This is a genomic window from Pseudomonas sp. NPDC085632 (assembly GCF_044541255.1).
GTDB lineage: Bacteria > Pseudomonadota > Gammaproteobacteria > Pseudomonadales > Pseudomonadaceae > Aquipseudomonas.
Genome location: NZ_JBITSX010000049.1, coordinates 1 through 16,046, shown reverse-complemented (window position 1 = coordinate 16,046; position 16,046 = coordinate 1). Strand labels below are relative to the sequence as shown.

Here is a 16,046-nt window from a genome sequence, read left to right as displayed (position 1 = left end):
AAGGAAAGACTTACCAGCGAAACCGCAACGAAGGTGCTACCAGTGTCGGGGCCGGAGCCACGACAGGTGCTGCGCCCGCAACCGCAGGTTGTGGTGCTGCGACCGGCACCGGGGCTTCAGCCGGCAACTCCTGCAACTTCGCCAGCGACAATTGCGCACGCATTTGATCGGCGCTGCCATTGACCCGATAAACGATGCGATCGCCATCGACACTTTGCAGACGCACGCCAAACGGTTCGAGTAACCGCAACAGCGTCGCGTAATGCTCAAGGGTCATGCCCTGCACTTCCAGAGTCTGTTGCCCCGAAGCGCCCGGTTTGGCAACAAACCGTGGCGCCAGACGCTCAGCCACTGCCAGCATTACCGCGTCAGCGACCGCAGCCTGATCGGCGCCCTGCACACTGCCCGCCTCTTTCTGATCGCCCAGCCACAAATGCCACTTGGCCTGCCACTGCCCGCCCTCTTCACGGGCATGTACCGCCAGCAAAGCGTCAGCGTTGTAGCGTTCGGAAGCGCCGCGTAACGGTGCCGGGTCCGTGCCTTCCAGCGCTGGCGCCGTGGCAACAAGCTGCTCGCTCAGGTCCGCCAGCGGCAAGCGCAACGGCAAGCCGCGATGTTGCGCGGCCGTACGCAAAGGCGCGGCGGCGGCTTGACCATCACCGACCAGACTCGAACCTTCGGCCGAATCATTCAGCCACCAACTCAGGATCGACGGGCGACTGGCGCCCCACAACGACAACCCGGCACGCCGCAACGCCTGCTCGGTGGTCGACGGATCGAAATCGACCTTCAACACTTCCGGCGGCCCGGCGTCAAAACCGAACTGACTGATAATTTGCTGCGGATCCTTGCGAATCGTCGCCAACCCCGAGTTTTGTGGGGCTTTCGGATCGCCAGTCAGGCGCAATATCAGGGTGTCGAGCGCCGCTTGCGTGGCGCGATCACGCTCCTCCGGCGCCTGGCCATTGACCGGCTCGCGCACTTGATAAAGGCCTTTGAGATTTTCGGCGTGACTCGCCAGGCTGATCAGAGACAAACAACCCACAAACAACAATTTACAAAAACGCATGGAGAATTCCCGTCGACAGGAGCGGCTGGAACACGCCGCGTGAACCGGTTGAGCAAGGCTGTGACACTTGGCGGTTGCAAAACATTCACACGGCGGCGGTAAGTTTTTGCACAGTGATAACGATAGACGGTTAATCGCCACACCTTATACAGGCACCCGCAGGCCTTAATTGCAAAAAATTTCCCGAGATATGGTCCTGCCCGTCGGTGCGAGGATGGCCGCTGCCCCTCAAGCCTGATAAAATCGCGCGCCTTCGCAGACCGGCAACAGCCGGGCACCTCGAAACTCGCGTGAGGCCATCGCCCCGTCGATTTCGAAGTTCCCGCTGAACTCGGTCGTTACCCCTGAATCCCCTCCCCTAAAGGCCTGGATCATGAGCAAGCAACCCTCCCTGAGCTACAAGGACGCCGGTGTAGACATCGACGCCGGTGAAGCATTGGTCGAACGCATCAAGAGCGTCGCCAAGCGCACTGCGCGCCCGGAAGTCATGGGCGGCCTGGGCGGTTTCGGCGCCCTCTGCGAAATCCCGGCCGGCTACAAGCAGCCCGTGCTGGTTTCCGGCACCGACGGCGTCGGCACCAAGCTGCGTCTGGCGTTGAACCTGAACAAGCACGACAGCATCGGCATCGACCTGGTTGCGATGTGCGTGAACGACCTCGTGGTCTGCGGCGCCGAGCCACTGTTCTTCCTCGACTACTACGCCACCGGCAAGCTGAATGTCGAGACCGCGACTCAGGTCGTGACCGGCATCGGCGCTGGCTGCGAACTGTCGGGTTGCTCGCTGGTTGGCGGCGAAACCGCTGAAATGCCAGGCATGTACGAAGGCGAAGACTACGACCTGGCCGGTTTTTGCGTCGGCGTCGTGGAAAAAGCTGAAATCATCGACGGCTCGAAAGTCGCCACCGGTGACGCGCTGATCGCACTGCCATCGTCCGGCCCACACTCGAACGGCTACTCGCTGATCCGCAAGATCATCGAAGTGTCCGGCGCCGACATCGAAAACATCCAGCTCGACGGCAAACCGCTGACCGACCTGCTGATGGCCCCGACCCGCATCTACGTGAAGCCGCTGCTCAAGCTGATCAAAGATACCGGCGCCGTCAAAGCCATGGCCCACATCACCGGTGGTGGCCTGCTCGACAACATCCCGCGCGTTCTGCCAAAAGGCGCTCAGGCCGTGGTTGACGTGGCTAGCTGGACTCGCCCTGCCGTATTCGACTGGCTGCAAGAGAAAGGCAACGTTGACGAAACCGAGATGCACCGCGTGCTGAACTGCGGCGTCGGCATGGTCATCTGCGTGGCTCAAGAGCACGTAGAAGTAGCCCTGAACACCCTGCGTGACGCCGGCGAACAGCCTTGGGTCATCGGTCAGATCGCTGCCGCTGCCGAAGGCGCTGCTCAGGTTGATCTGCAGAACCTTAAGGCTCATTAATGTCCGCACCCTGTGATGTCGTGGTGCTGTTGTCCGGCACCGGCAGTAACTTGCAGGCTCTGATCGACAGCACGCGGACCGGCGACAGCCCGGTCCGCATCGCTGCAGTGATTTCCAATCGCGCCGACGCCTACGGCCTGCAACGCGCCAGTGATGCGGGTATCGCCACCCGCTCACTGGATCACAAGGCATTTGAAGGCCGCGAGGCCTTCGATGCTGCCCTGATCGAACTGATCGACGAATTCAATCCGAAACTGGTGGTGCTGGCCGGCTTCATGCGCATTCTCAGCGCTGATTTCGTTCGCCACTACCAAGGTCGCCTGCTCAACATCCACCCGTCGCTGCTGCCCAAATACAAAGGGTTACACACTCATCAGCGCGCGCTGGAAGCCGGTGACACCGAGCACGGCTGCTCCGTCCACTTCGTCACCGAGGAACTCGATGGCGGACCACTGGTCGTACAGGCAGTATTACCGGTAGAGTTGCACGACACGCCGCAAAGTCTCGCGCAGCGAGTCCACGTTCAGGAACACCTGATTTACCCGATGGCAGTTCGCTGGTTTGCCGAAGGCAGGCTGGCACTCGGTGAACAAGGTGCTTTACTGGATGGCCAGTTACTCGCGGCCAGCGGCCACTTGATTCGACACTAGGAGATTTTATGCGTCGCGCCCTGCTCTTCGCTTGCGCTCTGCTCGCCCTGCCTTTCGCGCAGGCTGCGGACCTTCAACCGTTCTCCGCCAGCTACACCGCCGACTGGAAGCAACTGCCCATGAGCGGTACCGCCGAGCGCAGCCTGGTCAAGGAAGCCAACGGCGTCTGGAAGCTCAGCTTCAAGGCCTCGATGATGATCGCCAGCCTGACGGAAGAAAGCACCCTGACCCTGGACAAGGATACCCTGCTGCCGCAGTCCTACCACTTTGAACGTGGCGGTCTGGGCAAAGCGAAAAAGGCTGATCTGGATTTCGACTGGAACAGCAAAATGGTCACCGGCACCGACCGTGGCGACGCGGTGAAAATCCCGTTAAACCGTGGCATGGTCGACAAGTCCACCTATCAACTGGCGCTGCAACATGATGTGGCTGCTGGCAAAAAGACCATGAGCTATCAAGTGGTCGATGACGGCGAAGTCGATACTTATGACTTCCGCGTGCTGGGCTCGGAAAAAGTCGAGACCAAGGCTGGCAAGATCGATGCGATCAAGGTCGAGCGCGTACGCGACCCGACGCAAAGCAAGCGCACCACCGTGCTGTGGTTCGCCAAGGATTGGGATTACTTGCTGGTTCGCCTGCAACAAGTTGAAACCGACGGCAAGGAGTACAACATCATGCTCCAGGACGGCACGGTCAACGGTAAAACCGTTAAAGGCAGCTGATCCGCCGCCACAACAAAAAGCCCTGCGAAATGCGGGGCTTTTTTTCGTCTGCCGGATTGGAGATTGTGCCTGGCTCGCCCCTCACCCGAGGGAGAGGGAGCCGACCGAGATGTCTGGTGCCATGCATCGACCTGAAAAGTCGAGTCGATTATGGATTCTCCAAAGCAAGATCAGGTCGGCGTAACTCGATAATCTCCCACGGTCAGTCCCCTCTCCCCTTGGGAGAGGGTTAGGGTGAGGGGCTTTTGAAGGCGAACCTCAAACCGAAAACTTCGCCACCATGCTGTTCAGATCCACCGCCAACCGCGACAACTCCTGACTCGCCGCACTTGTCTGATTGGCCCCAGCCGAGGTCTGCATCGCCAGATCACGAATATTCATCAGATTACGATCCACCTCCCGCGCCACCGCTGCCTGCTCCTCCGAGGCACTGGCGATCACCAGATTGCGCTCATTGATCAGCGTGAACGCCGAGGCGATCTCTTCAAGTGCAATCCCGGCCGCCTTGGCCAACTCCAGTGTCGAACGCGCCCGCACATTACTCTGCTGCATTGAACTGACCGCCGAATCGGTGCCCTGCTGAATCCCGCCGATCATCTGCTCGATTTCCTGGGTTGACTGCTGCGTGCGATGGGCCAACGCCCGCACCTCATCCGCTACAACCGCAAACCCACGCCCGGCATCACCGGCTCGCGCGGCCTCAATCGCAGCATTCAGCGCCAAAAGATTGGTCTGCTCGGCAATCGAACGAATCACCTCCAGGACTTTGCTGATGCTGTAGACCTTTTGCGCCAGATCCTCCACCTGGCTTGCATTGGCCGTTACGTCATCGGCCAGCGATTCGATGGACAACACCGTTTGATGCACCTGTTCGCGGCCATGCTGGGCAATGCGGTCGGATTCACGAGAGGCCTCGGACGTGGCCACGGCATTGCTTGCCACCTCCTCCACCGCTGCGGTCATCTGATTAACCGCTGTAGCCGCTTGCTCGATTTCCAGACTCTGCTGATGCAGCCCGCGCGTGGCGTCTTCCGTGACGCAACTCAGCTCCTCCGACGCCGAGGCCAATTGGCTGGAAGACTCGGATATTTGCCGGATCGTGTCGCGCAGGTTGTGCTGCATGCTCTTGAGCGCCTGTAACAAGCGCGCCGGTTCGTCCTTGCCACTGATGCTGATATCACCCGTCAGATCGCCACCGGCGACCACTTCGGCCACGCCCAATGACTGCGCCAGGGGCAGCACGATGCTGCGGGTCAACAGCAGGGCCAGGCCGATGGTAATCAGCGCGGTCACGCCGATCATCACCCCGACCCACACCCGCGAATTGATAAACACCAGTCGCGCCGCTTCAGTGGCGAGATTGGCGTTGTGTTTATTCAGTTCGACCAGCTCGCGCAGCAGCACTGCGATTTCGTCGGCCAGCGGACTCATCTGGCCGTTGAGGATGGTCGCAGCCTCTTCCACGCGATTCTGCGCAGACAACTGCATGACCTGCGCCTGAAACTCCAGATACTGGTGCTCGGCAACCTTGAAGCGATCAAACAGCTTGCGCTCTTCGGGCAGCACGATCAGCACGTCGTAACGCTGCTGAGCCTCACTCAGCACCCCACGCAGCTCATTGAGTTTGACGACATTCTGCTCCAGCGCCTGTGGATCGCGATTGAGCAACAGGCGCATGGTCAGCGCGCGCAGGCGCAGCATGTCCTGACTCATCTCGCCGACAGCCATCACGCTGGGCAGCCAATTGTTGTCGACCTCGTCGGACTGCGCGCGCATGTTCGACATCTGCAGCAAAGCGAACGCCCCGAGGGCAAACACCATCAGCGCCAACAGCCCAAAACCCACGCTGGCGCGCGGGGCAATATTGAGACTACGGATACTCATTGCTCTGGTTCCTTCCAAAAGCGCTGCATCAACCCTGCAGCTGGTTGCTTAAGAAGGTATCGGCCCGGTGAAAATTTGCGTAAGACCAAAACGTGATATCAAAAGGCCTTAATACTCCGAACCGTCGGCATTAACGATTCAGCGTGGTTTTGCCGGACTTGAGCTCCGTTCGCGGCAAGATCGCTAGGAAGTTATCTCTGGCGACTTTTCTAGCAACACCTTCGGGCAGCGCATCAAGGAACGGTTTAAAACTGTGCATTTCCTCACCGAGCTTGTTGAAACGCCCTACCACGTCGGAGCCGAGCATGAAGCGCTCGGGGTATTTCTCGACCAGTGCCAACCATTCCGGGCGCGGCTTGCCCTGTTCATCCAGCAAATACGGCGTGAGCATGCTCCATGACAGATCGATGAACAGATTCGGATACGCCTCAAGCATGCGCGTCAGGGTTGGCAGCAGGAACTTCAGCTGCGTTTGATGGCGATGGATTTCAGCGCTGGTCCCGGCGTGCGCCCAGATGAATCGCGTGTGCGGGTGATTACGCAGCGGCTCTTCGATTTCCTTCAAGTACAGCGGATTTTTCTCACGCTTGGAGGTGATGTTGGAATGCAGCATTACCGGTAGATCGTTCTCGGCGGCCAAATGGTAGATCTTGGTCATCGCCTCGTTGTTGGCGCGCGGCGTGTCGCCGGACGTCAGCGCCGTGAGGTCATCATGCCGAGTGAACACCTCGCCAATGCCCTGCCACAGCCCCGGATACAGTTCGAGCATGCGCTGGATGTGCGCGGCGGAGTTCTTGTCGTTGGGGTTGAAGCCCGAGAGGAAGGGATGAAAGTACGGGCGCTGCTCGGCTGACAGCTTTTGCACCGCATCGGCAACGATCACGTCGGTTGCGCTGTACCAATAGGCATCGGCGTCATCCCCGGCGTAATAACGCGGACGCTTGGGTTCGTCTTCGTGCCATTTTTTCGCCACGGGAATTCCGGAAATCATCACATGCTCGACGGAGCCGTCCTTCATCGCCGTCAGCAGTTTCGCCATACCTGCGCTTTCCTGAAAAAAATCCACGTAATGCAGGTGCGCATCGCTGTAGGCGTATTCGCGGGCGCTGACGTTGCCGGCAAGCAGCAGAAGGCAGGCAAGACTCAAACGATACAGGGACACAAGTAATCTCCGGCAAGTAGGCATAGCCTAGACCTCGCCCTGACGACAAGGGTTCATCCCGCAGGAAAGTGGAACGCGTGCCGGTGGGAATGCTCTATAACTGCAAGGTCTTTTTTGATCGAACGACTTTTCCTACTGCCAGTGAGGTTCCCATGACCGTTACCGTCAATACCGTCTCCGCTGAAGGTTTTCGTCACACCGTACAGATTGATGACCACGAACTGTTTGCCGATGTGCCGAAGTCGGCCGGCGGCGAAGGCTCGGCACCCGAGCCGCACGATTACTTCGACGCAGCCCTCGGCGCCTGCAAGGCCCTGACCCTGAAGATGTACGCGAAGAAGAAAGACATCCCGCTGACCGGCGTCGGGGTCGACGTCAAACGCGACAACAGCGAAGAGCAGAAAGGCAAATACGTCCTGCACGTCACGCTCACCCTTAAAGGCGTACTGACCGACGCCCAGCGCGAGGAATTGCTGCGTGTCGCCGATCGCTGCCCGATTCACAAATTGATGACCACCAGCGACGTGACGATCGAAACCCACGCCCCGCAAGGCTTCGACAGCCAGTAACCCTCCTGATGCCAGCGGCGGGTTATGCTTCTGGCATCACCCGCTCAGCCTGGAATGCACCATGGACACGCAACCTCTGATCATCCGCCCGCGCGCCGAAGACGTCGAAGGCCAGCCGATTCTGCGCCCGCTGCCGTCAGCCAAATGCCGCAGCGTCGGGCCTTTCGTGTTTTTTGATCACATGCTCGAGACGGTTTATCCGACAGGCAAAGGCATGAACATCCGACAGCACCCGCACATCGGTCTGTCTACGTTGACGTATTTGTTTGAAGGACAGATCCAGCATAAGGACAGCCTTGGCTCCGATCAGGTGGTCAGTGCCGGCGATGTCAGCTGGATGACCGCCGGCAGCGCGATTGCACACGTTGAACGCACGCCTGAGCCGTTGTGGGACCAGAGCTTTACGATGCACGGCTTGCAGATCTGGCTGGCGTCGCCCAAGGATCATGAGCAAGGCCCGGGGCACTACAGCCATCACCCGGCGGCGACCTTACCGGTCAGCGATAACCTTGGCGTACAGATTCGCATGATTGCCGGGTCAGGCTTTTGCCTGGAATCGCCGGTGCCGGTGCTTTCTCCTACGTTATATGCCGAAGTGAAGATGCAAACGGCGACCACCCTGTTGATTCCGACCGAGCATGAAGAGCGGGCGGTGTACGTGTTGAGTGGGGATGCGCAGTTGAATGGCGAAGCGATTGAGCCGCACGCGCTGGTGGTATTGCCAGCTGGCGAAGAGATGAGTCTGTTTGCCGAAAGTGATGTGCACGCGGTGGTGTTCGGTGGCGCAGCACTGGACGGGCCTCGGCGAATCAACTGGAATTTTGTTGCGAGCGATCCGGCGGCGATTGATGAGGCACGGCGTAAATGGACGGCCGGGGACTGGCCGACGGTGCCGGGGGAAGTTGAGCGGATTGAATTACCTCGTTAAGCCTTTACCCTCACCCCAGCCCTCTCCAGGAGGGAGAGGGAGCCGACCGAGGTGTCTTGCGTCATACATCGACCTGAAAAATCTTGGCGATTATGGATTCACCAAGACACTTTCAGGTCGGCGTAGTCCTTCAGCATCCCCCCAATCAGTCCCCTCTCCCTTTGGGAGAGGGCTAGGGTGAGGGGCTTTTGCTTTTCAGGCTTCAGCCCTTGAACACTTCATCCAGCAAATCATGCATCGACTTGAACGCGCGCTTGGCGGTCTTCGCGTCATACATCATCTTGCCCGGCACATTCGCATGCGGATCAGTAAACGAGTGCACCGCACCGCCGTAGCTCAGCAACTGCCAATCGACATTCGCCGCGTTCATCTCGTCTTCAAACGCCGGCAGCTGCTCTTTCGGCACCAAAGGATCGGAAGCACCATGCAACACCAACACCGAGCCTTTGATGTTCTGCGCATCCGCCGGGTTCGGCGAATCCAGCGTGCCATGGAACGACACCGCCGCCTTCACTGGCGCACCGGTACGAGCCAGATCCAGCGCACAGCAACCGCCAAAGCAGAAACCGAACACCGCCAGTTTCGAGGTATCAACCGCCGCTTCGCCCTGCTTCTGCAACTGCTCGAACGCCGCCTGCATACGCTTGCGCAGTAACGCACGATCATCCTTCAATGGCATCATCGCCGCGCCAGCCTGATCAGCATTCTGTGGACGTACGGCCTGACCATAAACGTCAGCAATCAACACCACGTAGCCCTTGGCTGCCACCGATTTGGCGATTTCTTCGGCACCGGCGCTGACGCCCATCCAGTTCGGCGCCATCAACAAACCCGGACGCGCGCCTTTGTGTTCGGCGTCGAACGCCAGACGACCTTCATAAGGTTGGCCGTCAATCTGATAGACCACGGAACGTACAGTGACTTGGCTCATTTCTGACTCCTGATTTGTTAAACACCAGAATGAAAAAACCCGCCGAAGCGGGTTTTTCTGCAACTTGGTTAAACCGACAGTTCAACCAGCAGCTTGTTCAGACGGCGCACATACGCGGCCGGATCCTTCAAGCTGTCGCCGGCAGCCAGGGCTGCCTGATCGAAGAGGATGTGCGACAGGTCGCCAAAACGCTCTTCGCTCTGCTCGCCGTCGAGTTTCTCGATCAGCGGGTGGCTCGGGTTGAATTCGAAGATCGGCTTCGAATCCGGCACTTTCTGCCCGCTGGCTTCGAGGATCTGACGCATTTGCAGACCCAGATCCTGCTCGCCGATGGCCAGGATGGCCGGCGAGTCGGTCAGACGATGCGATACGCGGACTTCAGCCACGGAATCGCCCAGTGCGGCTTTCAGACGCTCAACCAGACCTTCTTTGGACTTGGCGACTTCTTCTGCGGCTTTCTTGTCCTCTTCCGAGTCCAGGTTGCCCAGATCGAGGTCACCGCGTGCCACGTCGACAAAGCTCTTGCCGTCGAACTCGCTGAGGTAGCTCATCAGCCACTCGTCGATGCGATCGGTCAGCAGCAGCACTTCGATGCCTTTCTTGCGGAAGACTTCCAGGTGCGGGCTGTTCTTGACCTGCGCGTAGGTTTCGCCGGTGAGGTAGTAAATCTTGTCCTGACCTTCCTTGGCGCGTGCCAGGTAGTCGGCCAGACCGACGATCTGCTCGCCGTCGTCGCCATTGGTCGATGCAAAACGCAGCAGACCGGCAATTTTCTCTTTGTTGGCGAAGTCTTCTGCCGGGCCTTCTTTCATGACCTGACCGAAGTTCTTCCAGAAACCTTTGTATTGCTCAGGCTCGTTTTTCGCCAGTTTTTCCAGCATGTCGAGCACGCGCTTGGTCAGCGCGGTTTTCATCGAATCGATGATCGGGTCTTTCTGCAGAATTTCACGCGACACGTTCAGCGACAGGTCGTTGGAGTCGACCACGCCTTTGATGAAGCGCAGGTACAACGGCAGGAACGACTCGGCCTGATCCATGACGAACACGCGTTGCACGTACAGCTTCAGGCCTTTCGGCGCTTCACGCTGGTACAGGTCGAACGGTGCGCGGGCCGGCACGTACAGCAGCGAGCTGTACTCGAGCTTGCCTTCGACTTTGTTGTGGCTCCAGGCCAGCGGGTTTTCAAAGTCGTGGGCGATGTGCTTGTAGAACTCCTGATATTCCTCGTCCTTCACTTCAGTGCGAGGGCGAGTCCACAGGGCGCTGGCGCGGTTGACGGTTTCCCATTCAACGGCTGGTGCCTCTTCGCCTTCAGCTACAGCAGCTTCTTTCGGCAGCTCGATCGGCAAAGCGATGTGGTCGGAGTACTTCTTGATGATGTTGCGCAGACGCCAGCCATCAGCGAACTCGTCTTCTGCAGCTTTCAGGTGCAGAACGATGCGGGTGCCGCGTTCTGGTTTGTCGATGTTCGCAACTTCGAACTCGCCCTCGCCTTTCGACGACCAGTGCACGCCTTCGCTGGCTGGGGTGCCGGCGCGACGAGAGTACACGTCAACCTGGTCAGCGACGATGAAGGCGGAGTAGAAGCCCACACCGAATTGACCGATCAGGTGCGAATCTTTTTTCTGATCGCCCGAGAGGTTTTTCATGAAATCGGCGGTGCCCGATTTGGCGATGGTCCCCAGATGGGCAATCACATCGTCACGGTTCATGCCGATACCGTTGTCTTCGAGGGTGACGGTCTTGGCGTCCTTGTCGAAGCTCACACGGATTTTCAGATCAGCGCCACCTTCGAGCAATTCTGGCTTGGCCAGGGCTTCGAAGCGCAGCTTGTCGACAGCGTCAGAGGCGTTCGAGATCAATTCGCGAAGGAAAATTTCCTTGTTGGAATACAGCGAATGGATCATGAGGTGCAGCAGCTGCTTTACCTCGGTCTGGAAGCCCAGGGTTTCCTTTTGAGTTTCCACACTCATGGTCATCAAACTCCAATCAGATGGCAGTGGCCGCGACCCGAAATGGTCGGCGGCGGGTTGTCTTGTGAGTTTGGGGCGCTGTTCAGGATTTCAAGGGCTCATCGATTTTGAAGTGCGCACGCGCGGTGGCAATCGGTTCACTTTCGGTACTTTGCCAGGCGGTGATGGCGACGTTGGCCACCCGCCGACCCTGGCGACACACCTGACATTTGGCCCAGGTGTCGCGAAACTGCCCGGCGCGCAGGTAATCGAGGGAGAAGTCGATAATCTTCGGCACCCCCGGTGCACCGGTGAAGATCAACAGATGCAGGGCCGCTGCCAGCTCCATGAAGCCGGCAATCACTCCGCCGTGGATCGCTGGCAATAAAGGGTTACCAATGTTGTCTTTGTTCGCCGGCAGCTTGAACAGCAGTTCATCGCCGACTCGCGAACACTCGATGCCAATCAGCCCGGCGTAGGGGATCAACTGCAGCAGCGGCGCATAATCGCCCTGCGCGTGAGCCTTGAGCAATTGCTGTTTGAGGTCATCGCTCATTGCCCTTCTCCCTTGATTACGCCGCCAAAGCCTTTGGTGCCTTTGAGGCCCTTGCCCATGCGCATGAACGTACCGACCACATGGGCGATCGGCTGCTCGGGATCGTCCTGATAGGCGAAACCGCGAGCGAAGATCACGTCGGTGGTCACCCGGTAGCACTGAGCGAAGCCATACACATCTTTATTGGGTTCGGCGGCATGCATGTAGTCGATGCGCAGGTCGAGCGTCGGGCAGACCTCGAATTCCGGCAAAACGCACAGGGTGGACATTCCGCAGGCGGTGTCCATCAACGAAGTAATTGCGCCGCCGTGGATCACGCCGGTCTGTGGATTACCGACGATTTTGGTGCTGTAAGGAAGGATCACCGTCAGCCCTTCGCTGGACGCGCTGTGCACGCGCAATCCGAGTACCTGACAGTGTCGCAGCGCGGAGAGAAACCGCGTCGCGCGCTCAAAAACGGGGTTTTCGGCCATTTGATAATTACTCTCGTTAGAGCCTTTTGCCAGTAGTAAGCAATACAGCAAAAGTTCCGCTTGAAAACAAACTTATATATCTGAAAGAAATGAGGAACTTAACCCTCGGCGCCAAGCTCTTAAGGCCAGTAGTTATTTTCCATAAGGAGAAACACCCCATGCGTAAGACTTTAGCTATTGCCTTGATGTTGACCGCTTCCCTCGGTCTCGCTGCCTGCGATAAAAAATCCGAGGACAAAGCTCAAGATGCTAACCAACATGCTGAACAAGCTCAGCAAGACATGAACAAAGCTCAGGATAAAGTGAACGACGCTGCGAAAGAAAACGCCGAAGCTGCCAAAGCTCAGGCTGAATCGAACGCCGCTGCTCAAGAAGAAGCTGCCAAAAAGCAATAATTCGCTTTTTGCTGCAGAAAAAAGAAAACCCGCCAAGTGCGGGTTTTCTTTTGCCTGTCATTTAGCGGCCGAAGAGACTTACAGCAAGACCGTTCTAAAAGTCGGACTAATCATCAGCAACAGCGAGCTGACTAAGCCAACTAGCCAGACCAGACTGCGCAGCTTGGGCAGATCGGCCAGGTAGAACCACAAGTAAAGGATTCGCGCGATCACAAAGATGATCGCCAATGTATCGATCAGCCAGCCCGCCGTTTGCGTGGTGTGCGCCATCAGCACACCGACTGCGAACAAAATGAATGCTTCGATACTGTTCTGATGTGCCGCCAGCGCCCTCGCGCCATACCCGGTCAGTTGCGCCTGTTGCTGGCGCGGCAGGTGATTGTTGTAACCACCCTGCTCTTTCATCGCCTTGCCCACTGGCATACGCGCGATATAAATCAATAGCGCACTGATAAACACACACCAGAACGGAATACTCATCAAGCGACCTCTTTATTTGTCTCGGGAATGGGGGCTTCTGTAGGGGTATAGACCATGACGTCGAGAACGTCGGAATGAAACTCGCGGCGATACAGGACCACGACCACGCCGGCGCTCATCAGCATAAACAGCCACGGACTGACGAACCACGCCAGCATGCTCATGCCGAAGTAATAGGAACGCAAGCCGAAGTTGAACTGGTTGGCGGCCATCGAAATCACTCGCGCCGCCCGCAACGCGAAGGCTTTACGCTCCTGCTCGGAAACTTGCCGCTCACCGATCATTGGCGCCGATCCCACCAGTACGGCGGCAAAGTTGTACTGGCGCATGCACCAACTGAAGGTGAAAAACGCATAAACAAACACCATCGCCAGACACAGCAACTTGATTTCCGACATGCCCTGCGATGCCTGTTGCACCATCGGAATATCCGCCAACAATGACACCGCGCGCTCTGACGCGCCAAGTACGGTGAGAATGCCGGCGAGAATAATCAGAGTGCTGGAGGCGAAAAACGAGGCGTTGCGCTCAAGGTTACCGATCACACTGGCGTCGGCGATGCGGTTGTCACGCAGCAACATGCGGCGCATCCAGTCTTCGCGGTACAGATGCAGGACGCTGGCCAGGCACGCGGTGTCGCGGGCCTTCCAGCCAGCATAACGGGTGTACCCGCCCCAGCAGATGACAAACCAGACGGCAGCGAGCAGGTGGATCAGGTTGGCTTGGATGAACGACATTCGTTTTCCTGTGAAATGTAAATACATGACCTGTAGGACATAAAAGCGATGCAGTGCTTCGACGTTGGTTCAGGGAAAAAGACACTGCCTGACGCGCATAAAAAATGCCCCGTATCGATTGATACGGGGCATTTCTGTTTAAGCGTTGAAGACCCGCTTATGGCGGGTCACGCAACATCAGGCAACCGCTTCGCTGCGTTTACCCAGCATGCGATCACAAACAACCGCAACCACCAGCGTCATCACGCACGGCACCAGCCATGCCAGACCCTGCTCACTCAGCGGCAGGTGGGACAACTGCGATGGCATCCAGCCGGCCAGACCGGCACCTTTCAACGCGTCGATGGTGCCGAAGATGAACGACACCAGCATCACCGGACCGAGGATACGGCCGTGTTCATGCCAGAAGTCTTTACAGAAGCTCAGTGCCACCAACACGATGCACGGCGGATAGATCGCGGTCAGTACCGGAATCGAGAAGGCAATCAGCTTGGTCAGGCCCAGGTTCGATACCAGCAGCGAGAACGCTGCGAGAATGATCACCAGGGTTTTGTAGGACAGTGGCAGCACACGGCTGAAGTATTCGGCACAGGCGCAGGTCAGACCCACCGCCGTTACCAGACACGCCAGCGAGATCAGCACTGCAAGGAAACCGCTACCCAGCGAACCGAAGGTGTGTTGCACATACGCGTGCAATACCGCTGCGCCATTGGTCGCGCCCGCTGCTACTTCGTGGCTACCGGAACCGAGGCGAAACAGGCTGACATACACCAGCGCCAGACCGACACCGGCAATCAGGCCAGCGATGATCGCGTAACGGGTGATCAGCGCCGGCGACTCGACGCCACGGGAGCGGATCGCGTTAACGATGACAATGCCGAACACCAGCGCCCCGAGGGTATCCATGGTCAGGTAACCATTGATGAAGCCTTGGGAGAACGGCGCGGCGACGTACTCTGGCGTGCCGTGGCCGATGTCACCCGCCGGCAAGGCGAATGCAGCGATACCCAGCACCGCCAGCGCGATGATCTTCAACGGCGCGAGAAAACGGCCAACCGTGTCCAGCAAACGCCCAGGGTAGAGCGAGATGAAGAACACCAGCAGGAAGTACACCGAACTGTAGAGGAACAGTGCCAACGGGCTCTCGCCGGTCAGCGGCGCCAGACCCACTTCAAACGAAACGGTCGCGGTACGCGGGGTGGCGAACAACGGGCCGACCGCCAGATAGCAAGCCGCAGCCAGAATGCCGCCGGCGATCTTGCCGATCGGGCTGCTCAGCGCATCCATCGCCCCACCGACCTTGGCCAGTGCAACGACGGTAATCACCGGCAGACCCACTGCGGTGATCAGGAAGCCCAACGCGGCCATCCAGACGTGAGGTCCGGCCTGCAAGCCAACGATCGGCGGGAAAATAATGTTGCCAGCCCCGACGAACAGGGCAAACGTCATAAAACCAAGTGCCAGGATGTCCTGACCTTTCAAAACTTTCATTAAGGTAATACCACACTACTGAATCGGAATTTAGAGGGGGATTGCCCTGTGTAATTAGGGAAATGCTGTCGATCCGTATGGGACTGACCCTTAAAGCGCGTTGCATGCCTTGTGGGCGGCAGACGCAAAAATGGCTGCTAGCCTAACGAATTTGACTTACAAACGCACTGTTAGAGGGCGAACTATCCGATACGCGACGTTTCCGTGTCGCGTTTTTGCATGTAATTGGGCGAAAGCCTATAAATCAGCGAATGCCAGAAACGACAAAGGCCACCCGAAGGTGGCCTTTGTCTGGTAAAGCGTCAGCTAAGCGCGAGGCTTACTTGACAGCCCAACCAGTCAGCTCGGCCAGGGCCTTGCCGATGTCTGCCAGCGAACGCACGGTTTTTACGCCTGCGTCTTGCAGCGCAGCGAATTTCTCGTCTGCAGTGCCTTTGCCGCCAGAGATGATTGCGCCAGCATGGCCCATGCGCTTGCCCGGAGGAGCAGTCACACCAGCGATGTAGGAAACAACCGGCGTGGTCACGTGTGCCTTGATGTAGGCAGCCGGTTCGTCTTCAGCCGAACCGCCGCTCTCGCCGCTCGTGGCGAGCGGTGCGGGCGTCGGGTCTGGCT

Annotated in this window: 16 protein-coding genes and 1 pseudogene; 6 read left to right on the top strand and 11 right to left on the bottom strand. The window is 58.2% G+C overall.

Annotated elements, in window-relative coordinates; genetic code table 11:
• Nucleotides 1–10: 10 nt before the first annotated feature.
• A complete protein-coding gene (locus ACIF4X_RS23820; protein WP_397483984.1) occupies nucleotides 11–1,069 on the bottom strand; it encodes a DUF2066 domain-containing protein in 1,059 nt (352 codons plus the stop codon).
• Between the two features lie 373 nt (nucleotides 1,070–1,442).
• On the opposite strand from ACIF4X_RS23820, the gene purM reads away from it, so the two are divergent.
• From purM to ACIF4X_RS23805, 3 genes are read left to right on the top strand one after another with little or no spacing between them, the layout of a single operon-like run.
• Nucleotides 1,443–2,501: a phosphoribosylformylglycinamidine cyclo-ligase gene (purM, locus tag ACIF4X_RS23815; protein WP_008082936.1), complete on the top strand. Its 1,059-nt coding sequence runs from the start codon at nucleotides 1,443–1,445 to the stop codon at nucleotides 2,499–2,501.
• Complete coding sequence (gene purN / locus ACIF4X_RS23810; RefSeq protein WP_397483983.1) at nucleotides 2,501–3,151, top strand: phosphoribosylglycinamide formyltransferase; 651 nt, start codon at nucleotides 2,501–2,503, stop codon at nucleotides 3,149–3,151. Before purM ends, purN begins: the two co-directional genes overlap by 1 nt.
• An 8-nt stretch (nucleotides 3,152–3,159) precedes the next feature.
• On the top strand, nucleotides 3,160–3,873 hold the full coding sequence (locus ACIF4X_RS23805; protein WP_127926356.1) for a DUF3108 domain-containing protein: 714 nt from the start codon (nucleotides 3,160–3,162) through the stop codon (nucleotides 3,871–3,873).
• A 258-nt stretch (nucleotides 3,874–4,131) separates the two neighbouring features.
• Here ACIF4X_RS23805 and ACIF4X_RS23800 read toward each other — a convergent pair whose 3' ends face one another.
• On the bottom strand, nucleotides 4,132–5,757 hold the full coding sequence (locus ACIF4X_RS23800; RefSeq protein WP_397483982.1) for a methyl-accepting chemotaxis protein: 1,626 nt from the start codon (nucleotides 5,755–5,757) through the stop codon (nucleotides 4,132–4,134).
• Nucleotides 5,758–5,887: 130 nt separating this feature from the next.
• The gene (locus ACIF4X_RS23795) at nucleotides 5,888–6,943 is read right to left on the bottom strand and encodes an amidohydrolase family protein (protein WP_397483981.1); all 1,056 of its coding nucleotides are present in this window, start codon (nucleotides 6,941–6,943) and stop codon (nucleotides 5,888–5,890) included.
• A gap of 128 nt (nucleotides 6,944–7,071) precedes the next feature.
• Between ACIF4X_RS23795 and ACIF4X_RS23790 the strand changes: the two genes are divergently transcribed.
• Nucleotides 7,072–7,488, top strand: coding sequence for an OsmC family protein (locus ACIF4X_RS23790; RefSeq protein ID WP_150794410.1), 417 nt, complete (start codon nucleotides 7,072–7,074; stop codon nucleotides 7,486–7,488).
• 61 nt (nucleotides 7,489–7,549) lie between these two features.
• Nucleotides 7,550–8,416, top strand: coding sequence for a pirin family protein (locus ACIF4X_RS23785; RefSeq protein WP_397483980.1), 867 nt, complete (start codon nucleotides 7,550–7,552; stop codon nucleotides 8,414–8,416).
• A 202-nt stretch (nucleotides 8,417–8,618) separates the two neighbouring features.
• Here the strand turns inward: ACIF4X_RS23785 and ACIF4X_RS23780 are convergent, their stop codons facing one another.
• From ACIF4X_RS23780 to ACIF4X_RS23765, 4 genes are all read right to left on the bottom strand, one after another.
• Nucleotides 8,619–9,347, bottom strand: coding sequence for a dienelactone hydrolase family protein (locus ACIF4X_RS23780; protein WP_397483979.1), 729 nt, complete (start codon nucleotides 9,345–9,347; stop codon nucleotides 8,619–8,621).
• A gap of 68 nt (nucleotides 9,348–9,415) precedes the next feature.
• Nucleotides 9,416–11,320, bottom strand: coding sequence for a molecular chaperone HtpG (htpG, locus tag ACIF4X_RS23775; RefSeq protein WP_397483978.1), 1,905 nt, complete (start codon nucleotides 11,318–11,320; stop codon nucleotides 9,416–9,418).
• 82 nt (nucleotides 11,321–11,402) lie between these two features.
• Nucleotides 11,403–11,855 carry a PaaI family thioesterase gene (locus tag ACIF4X_RS23770; protein WP_007919863.1) on the bottom strand — a complete coding sequence of 151 codons (453 nt, stop codon included), beginning with the start codon at nucleotides 11,853–11,855 and terminating at the stop codon, nucleotides 11,403–11,405.
• The gene (locus ACIF4X_RS23765; RefSeq protein WP_397483977.1) at nucleotides 11,852–12,328 is read right to left on the bottom strand and encodes a PaaI family thioesterase; all 477 of its coding nucleotides are present in this window, start codon (nucleotides 12,326–12,328) and stop codon (nucleotides 11,852–11,854) included. The genes ACIF4X_RS23770 and ACIF4X_RS23765 overlap by 4 nt, the downstream gene beginning before the upstream one ends.
• Nucleotides 12,329–12,486: 158 nt before the next feature.
• On the opposite strand from ACIF4X_RS23765, the gene ACIF4X_RS23760 reads away from it, so the two are divergent.
• Nucleotides 12,487–12,723 carry a hypothetical protein gene (locus ACIF4X_RS23760; RefSeq protein ID WP_007959016.1) on the top strand — a complete coding sequence of 79 codons (237 nt, stop codon included), beginning with the start codon at nucleotides 12,487–12,489 and terminating at the stop codon, nucleotides 12,721–12,723.
• 78 nt (nucleotides 12,724–12,801) lie between these two features.
• On the opposite strand, the gene ACIF4X_RS23755 is transcribed toward ACIF4X_RS23760, so the two are convergent.
• The 4 genes and pseudogenes from ACIF4X_RS23755 to ACIF4X_RS23740 all read right to left on the bottom strand — a co-directional run.
• Nucleotides 12,802–13,203: an MAPEG family protein gene (locus ACIF4X_RS23755; RefSeq protein ID WP_397483976.1), complete on the bottom strand. Its 402-nt coding sequence runs from the start codon at nucleotides 13,201–13,203 to the stop codon at nucleotides 12,802–12,804.
• A complete protein-coding gene (locus ACIF4X_RS23750) occupies nucleotides 13,203–13,940 on the bottom strand; it encodes a DUF599 domain-containing protein (protein ID WP_397483975.1) in 738 nt (245 codons plus the stop codon). The genes ACIF4X_RS23755 and ACIF4X_RS23750 overlap by 1 nt, the downstream gene beginning before the upstream one ends.
• 177 nt (nucleotides 13,941–14,117) lie before the next feature.
• Nucleotides 14,118–15,431, bottom strand: a complete 1,314-nt coding sequence (brnQ, locus tag ACIF4X_RS23745; RefSeq protein ID WP_007919876.1) for a branched-chain amino acid transport system II carrier protein — start codon at nucleotides 15,429–15,431, stop codon at nucleotides 14,118–14,120.
• Between the two features lie 319 nt (nucleotides 15,432–15,750).
• A pseudogene (locus ACIF4X_RS23740) lies at nucleotides 15,751–16,046 on the bottom strand (succinate--CoA ligase subunit alpha); the annotation flags it as partial.

Excerpts from the sequence above, each read along its gene's own strand:
- ACIF4X_RS23750 (WP_397483975.1), bottom strand. The coding sequence starts at position 13,940 with ATGTCGTTCATCCAAGCCAACCTGATCCACCTGCTCGCTGCCGTCTGG.
- ACIF4X_RS23780 (WP_397483979.1), bottom strand. The coding sequence starts at position 9,347 with ATGAGCCAAGTCACTGTACGTTCCGTGGTCTATCAGATTGACGGCCAA.
- ACIF4X_RS23785 (WP_397483980.1), top strand. The coding sequence starts at position 7,550 with ATGGACACGCAACCTCTGATCATCCGCCCGCGCGCCGAAGACGTCGAA.
- purN (WP_397483983.1), top strand. The coding sequence starts at position 2,501 with ATGTCCGCACCCTGTGATGTCGTGGTGCTGTTGTCCGGCACCGGCAGT.
- ACIF4X_RS23760 (WP_007959016.1), top strand. The coding sequence starts at position 12,487 with ATGCGTAAGACTTTAGCTATTGCCTTGATGTTGACCGCTTCCCTCGGT.
- ACIF4X_RS23795 (WP_397483981.1), bottom strand. The coding sequence starts at position 6,943 with ATGCCTACTTGCCGGAGATTACTTGTGTCCCTGTATCGTTTGAGTCTT.
- ACIF4X_RS23805 (WP_127926356.1), top strand. The coding sequence starts at position 3,160 with ATGCGTCGCGCCCTGCTCTTCGCTTGCGCTCTGCTCGCCCTGCCTTTC.
- purM (WP_008082936.1), top strand. The coding sequence starts at position 1,443 with ATGAGCAAGCAACCCTCCCTGAGCTACAAGGACGCCGGTGTAGACATC.
- ACIF4X_RS23755 (WP_397483976.1), bottom strand. The coding sequence starts at position 13,203 with ATGAGTATTCCGTTCTGGTGTGTGTTTATCAGTGCGCTATTGATTTAT.
- ACIF4X_RS23790 (WP_150794410.1), top strand. The coding sequence starts at position 7,072 with ATGACCGTTACCGTCAATACCGTCTCCGCTGAAGGTTTTCGTCACACC.
- htpG (WP_397483978.1), bottom strand. The coding sequence starts at position 11,320 with ATGAGTGTGGAAACTCAAAAGGAAACCCTGGGCTTCCAGACCGAGGTA.
- ACIF4X_RS23770 (WP_007919863.1), bottom strand. The coding sequence starts at position 11,855 with ATGAGCGATGACCTCAAACAGCAATTGCTCAAGGCTCACGCGCAGGGC.
- ACIF4X_RS23820 (WP_397483984.1), bottom strand. The coding sequence starts at position 1,069 with ATGCGTTTTTGTAAATTGTTGTTTGTGGGTTGTTTGTCTCTGATCAGC.
- ACIF4X_RS23765 (WP_397483977.1), bottom strand. The coding sequence starts at position 12,328 with ATGGCCGAAAACCCCGTTTTTGAGCGCGCGACGCGGTTTCTCTCCGCG.
- brnQ (WP_007919876.1), bottom strand. The coding sequence starts at position 15,431 with ATGAAAGTTTTGAAAGGTCAGGACATCCTGGCACTTGGTTTTATGACG.
- ACIF4X_RS23800 (WP_397483982.1), bottom strand. The coding sequence starts at position 5,757 with ATGAGTATCCGTAGTCTCAATATTGCCCCGCGCGCCAGCGTGGGTTTT.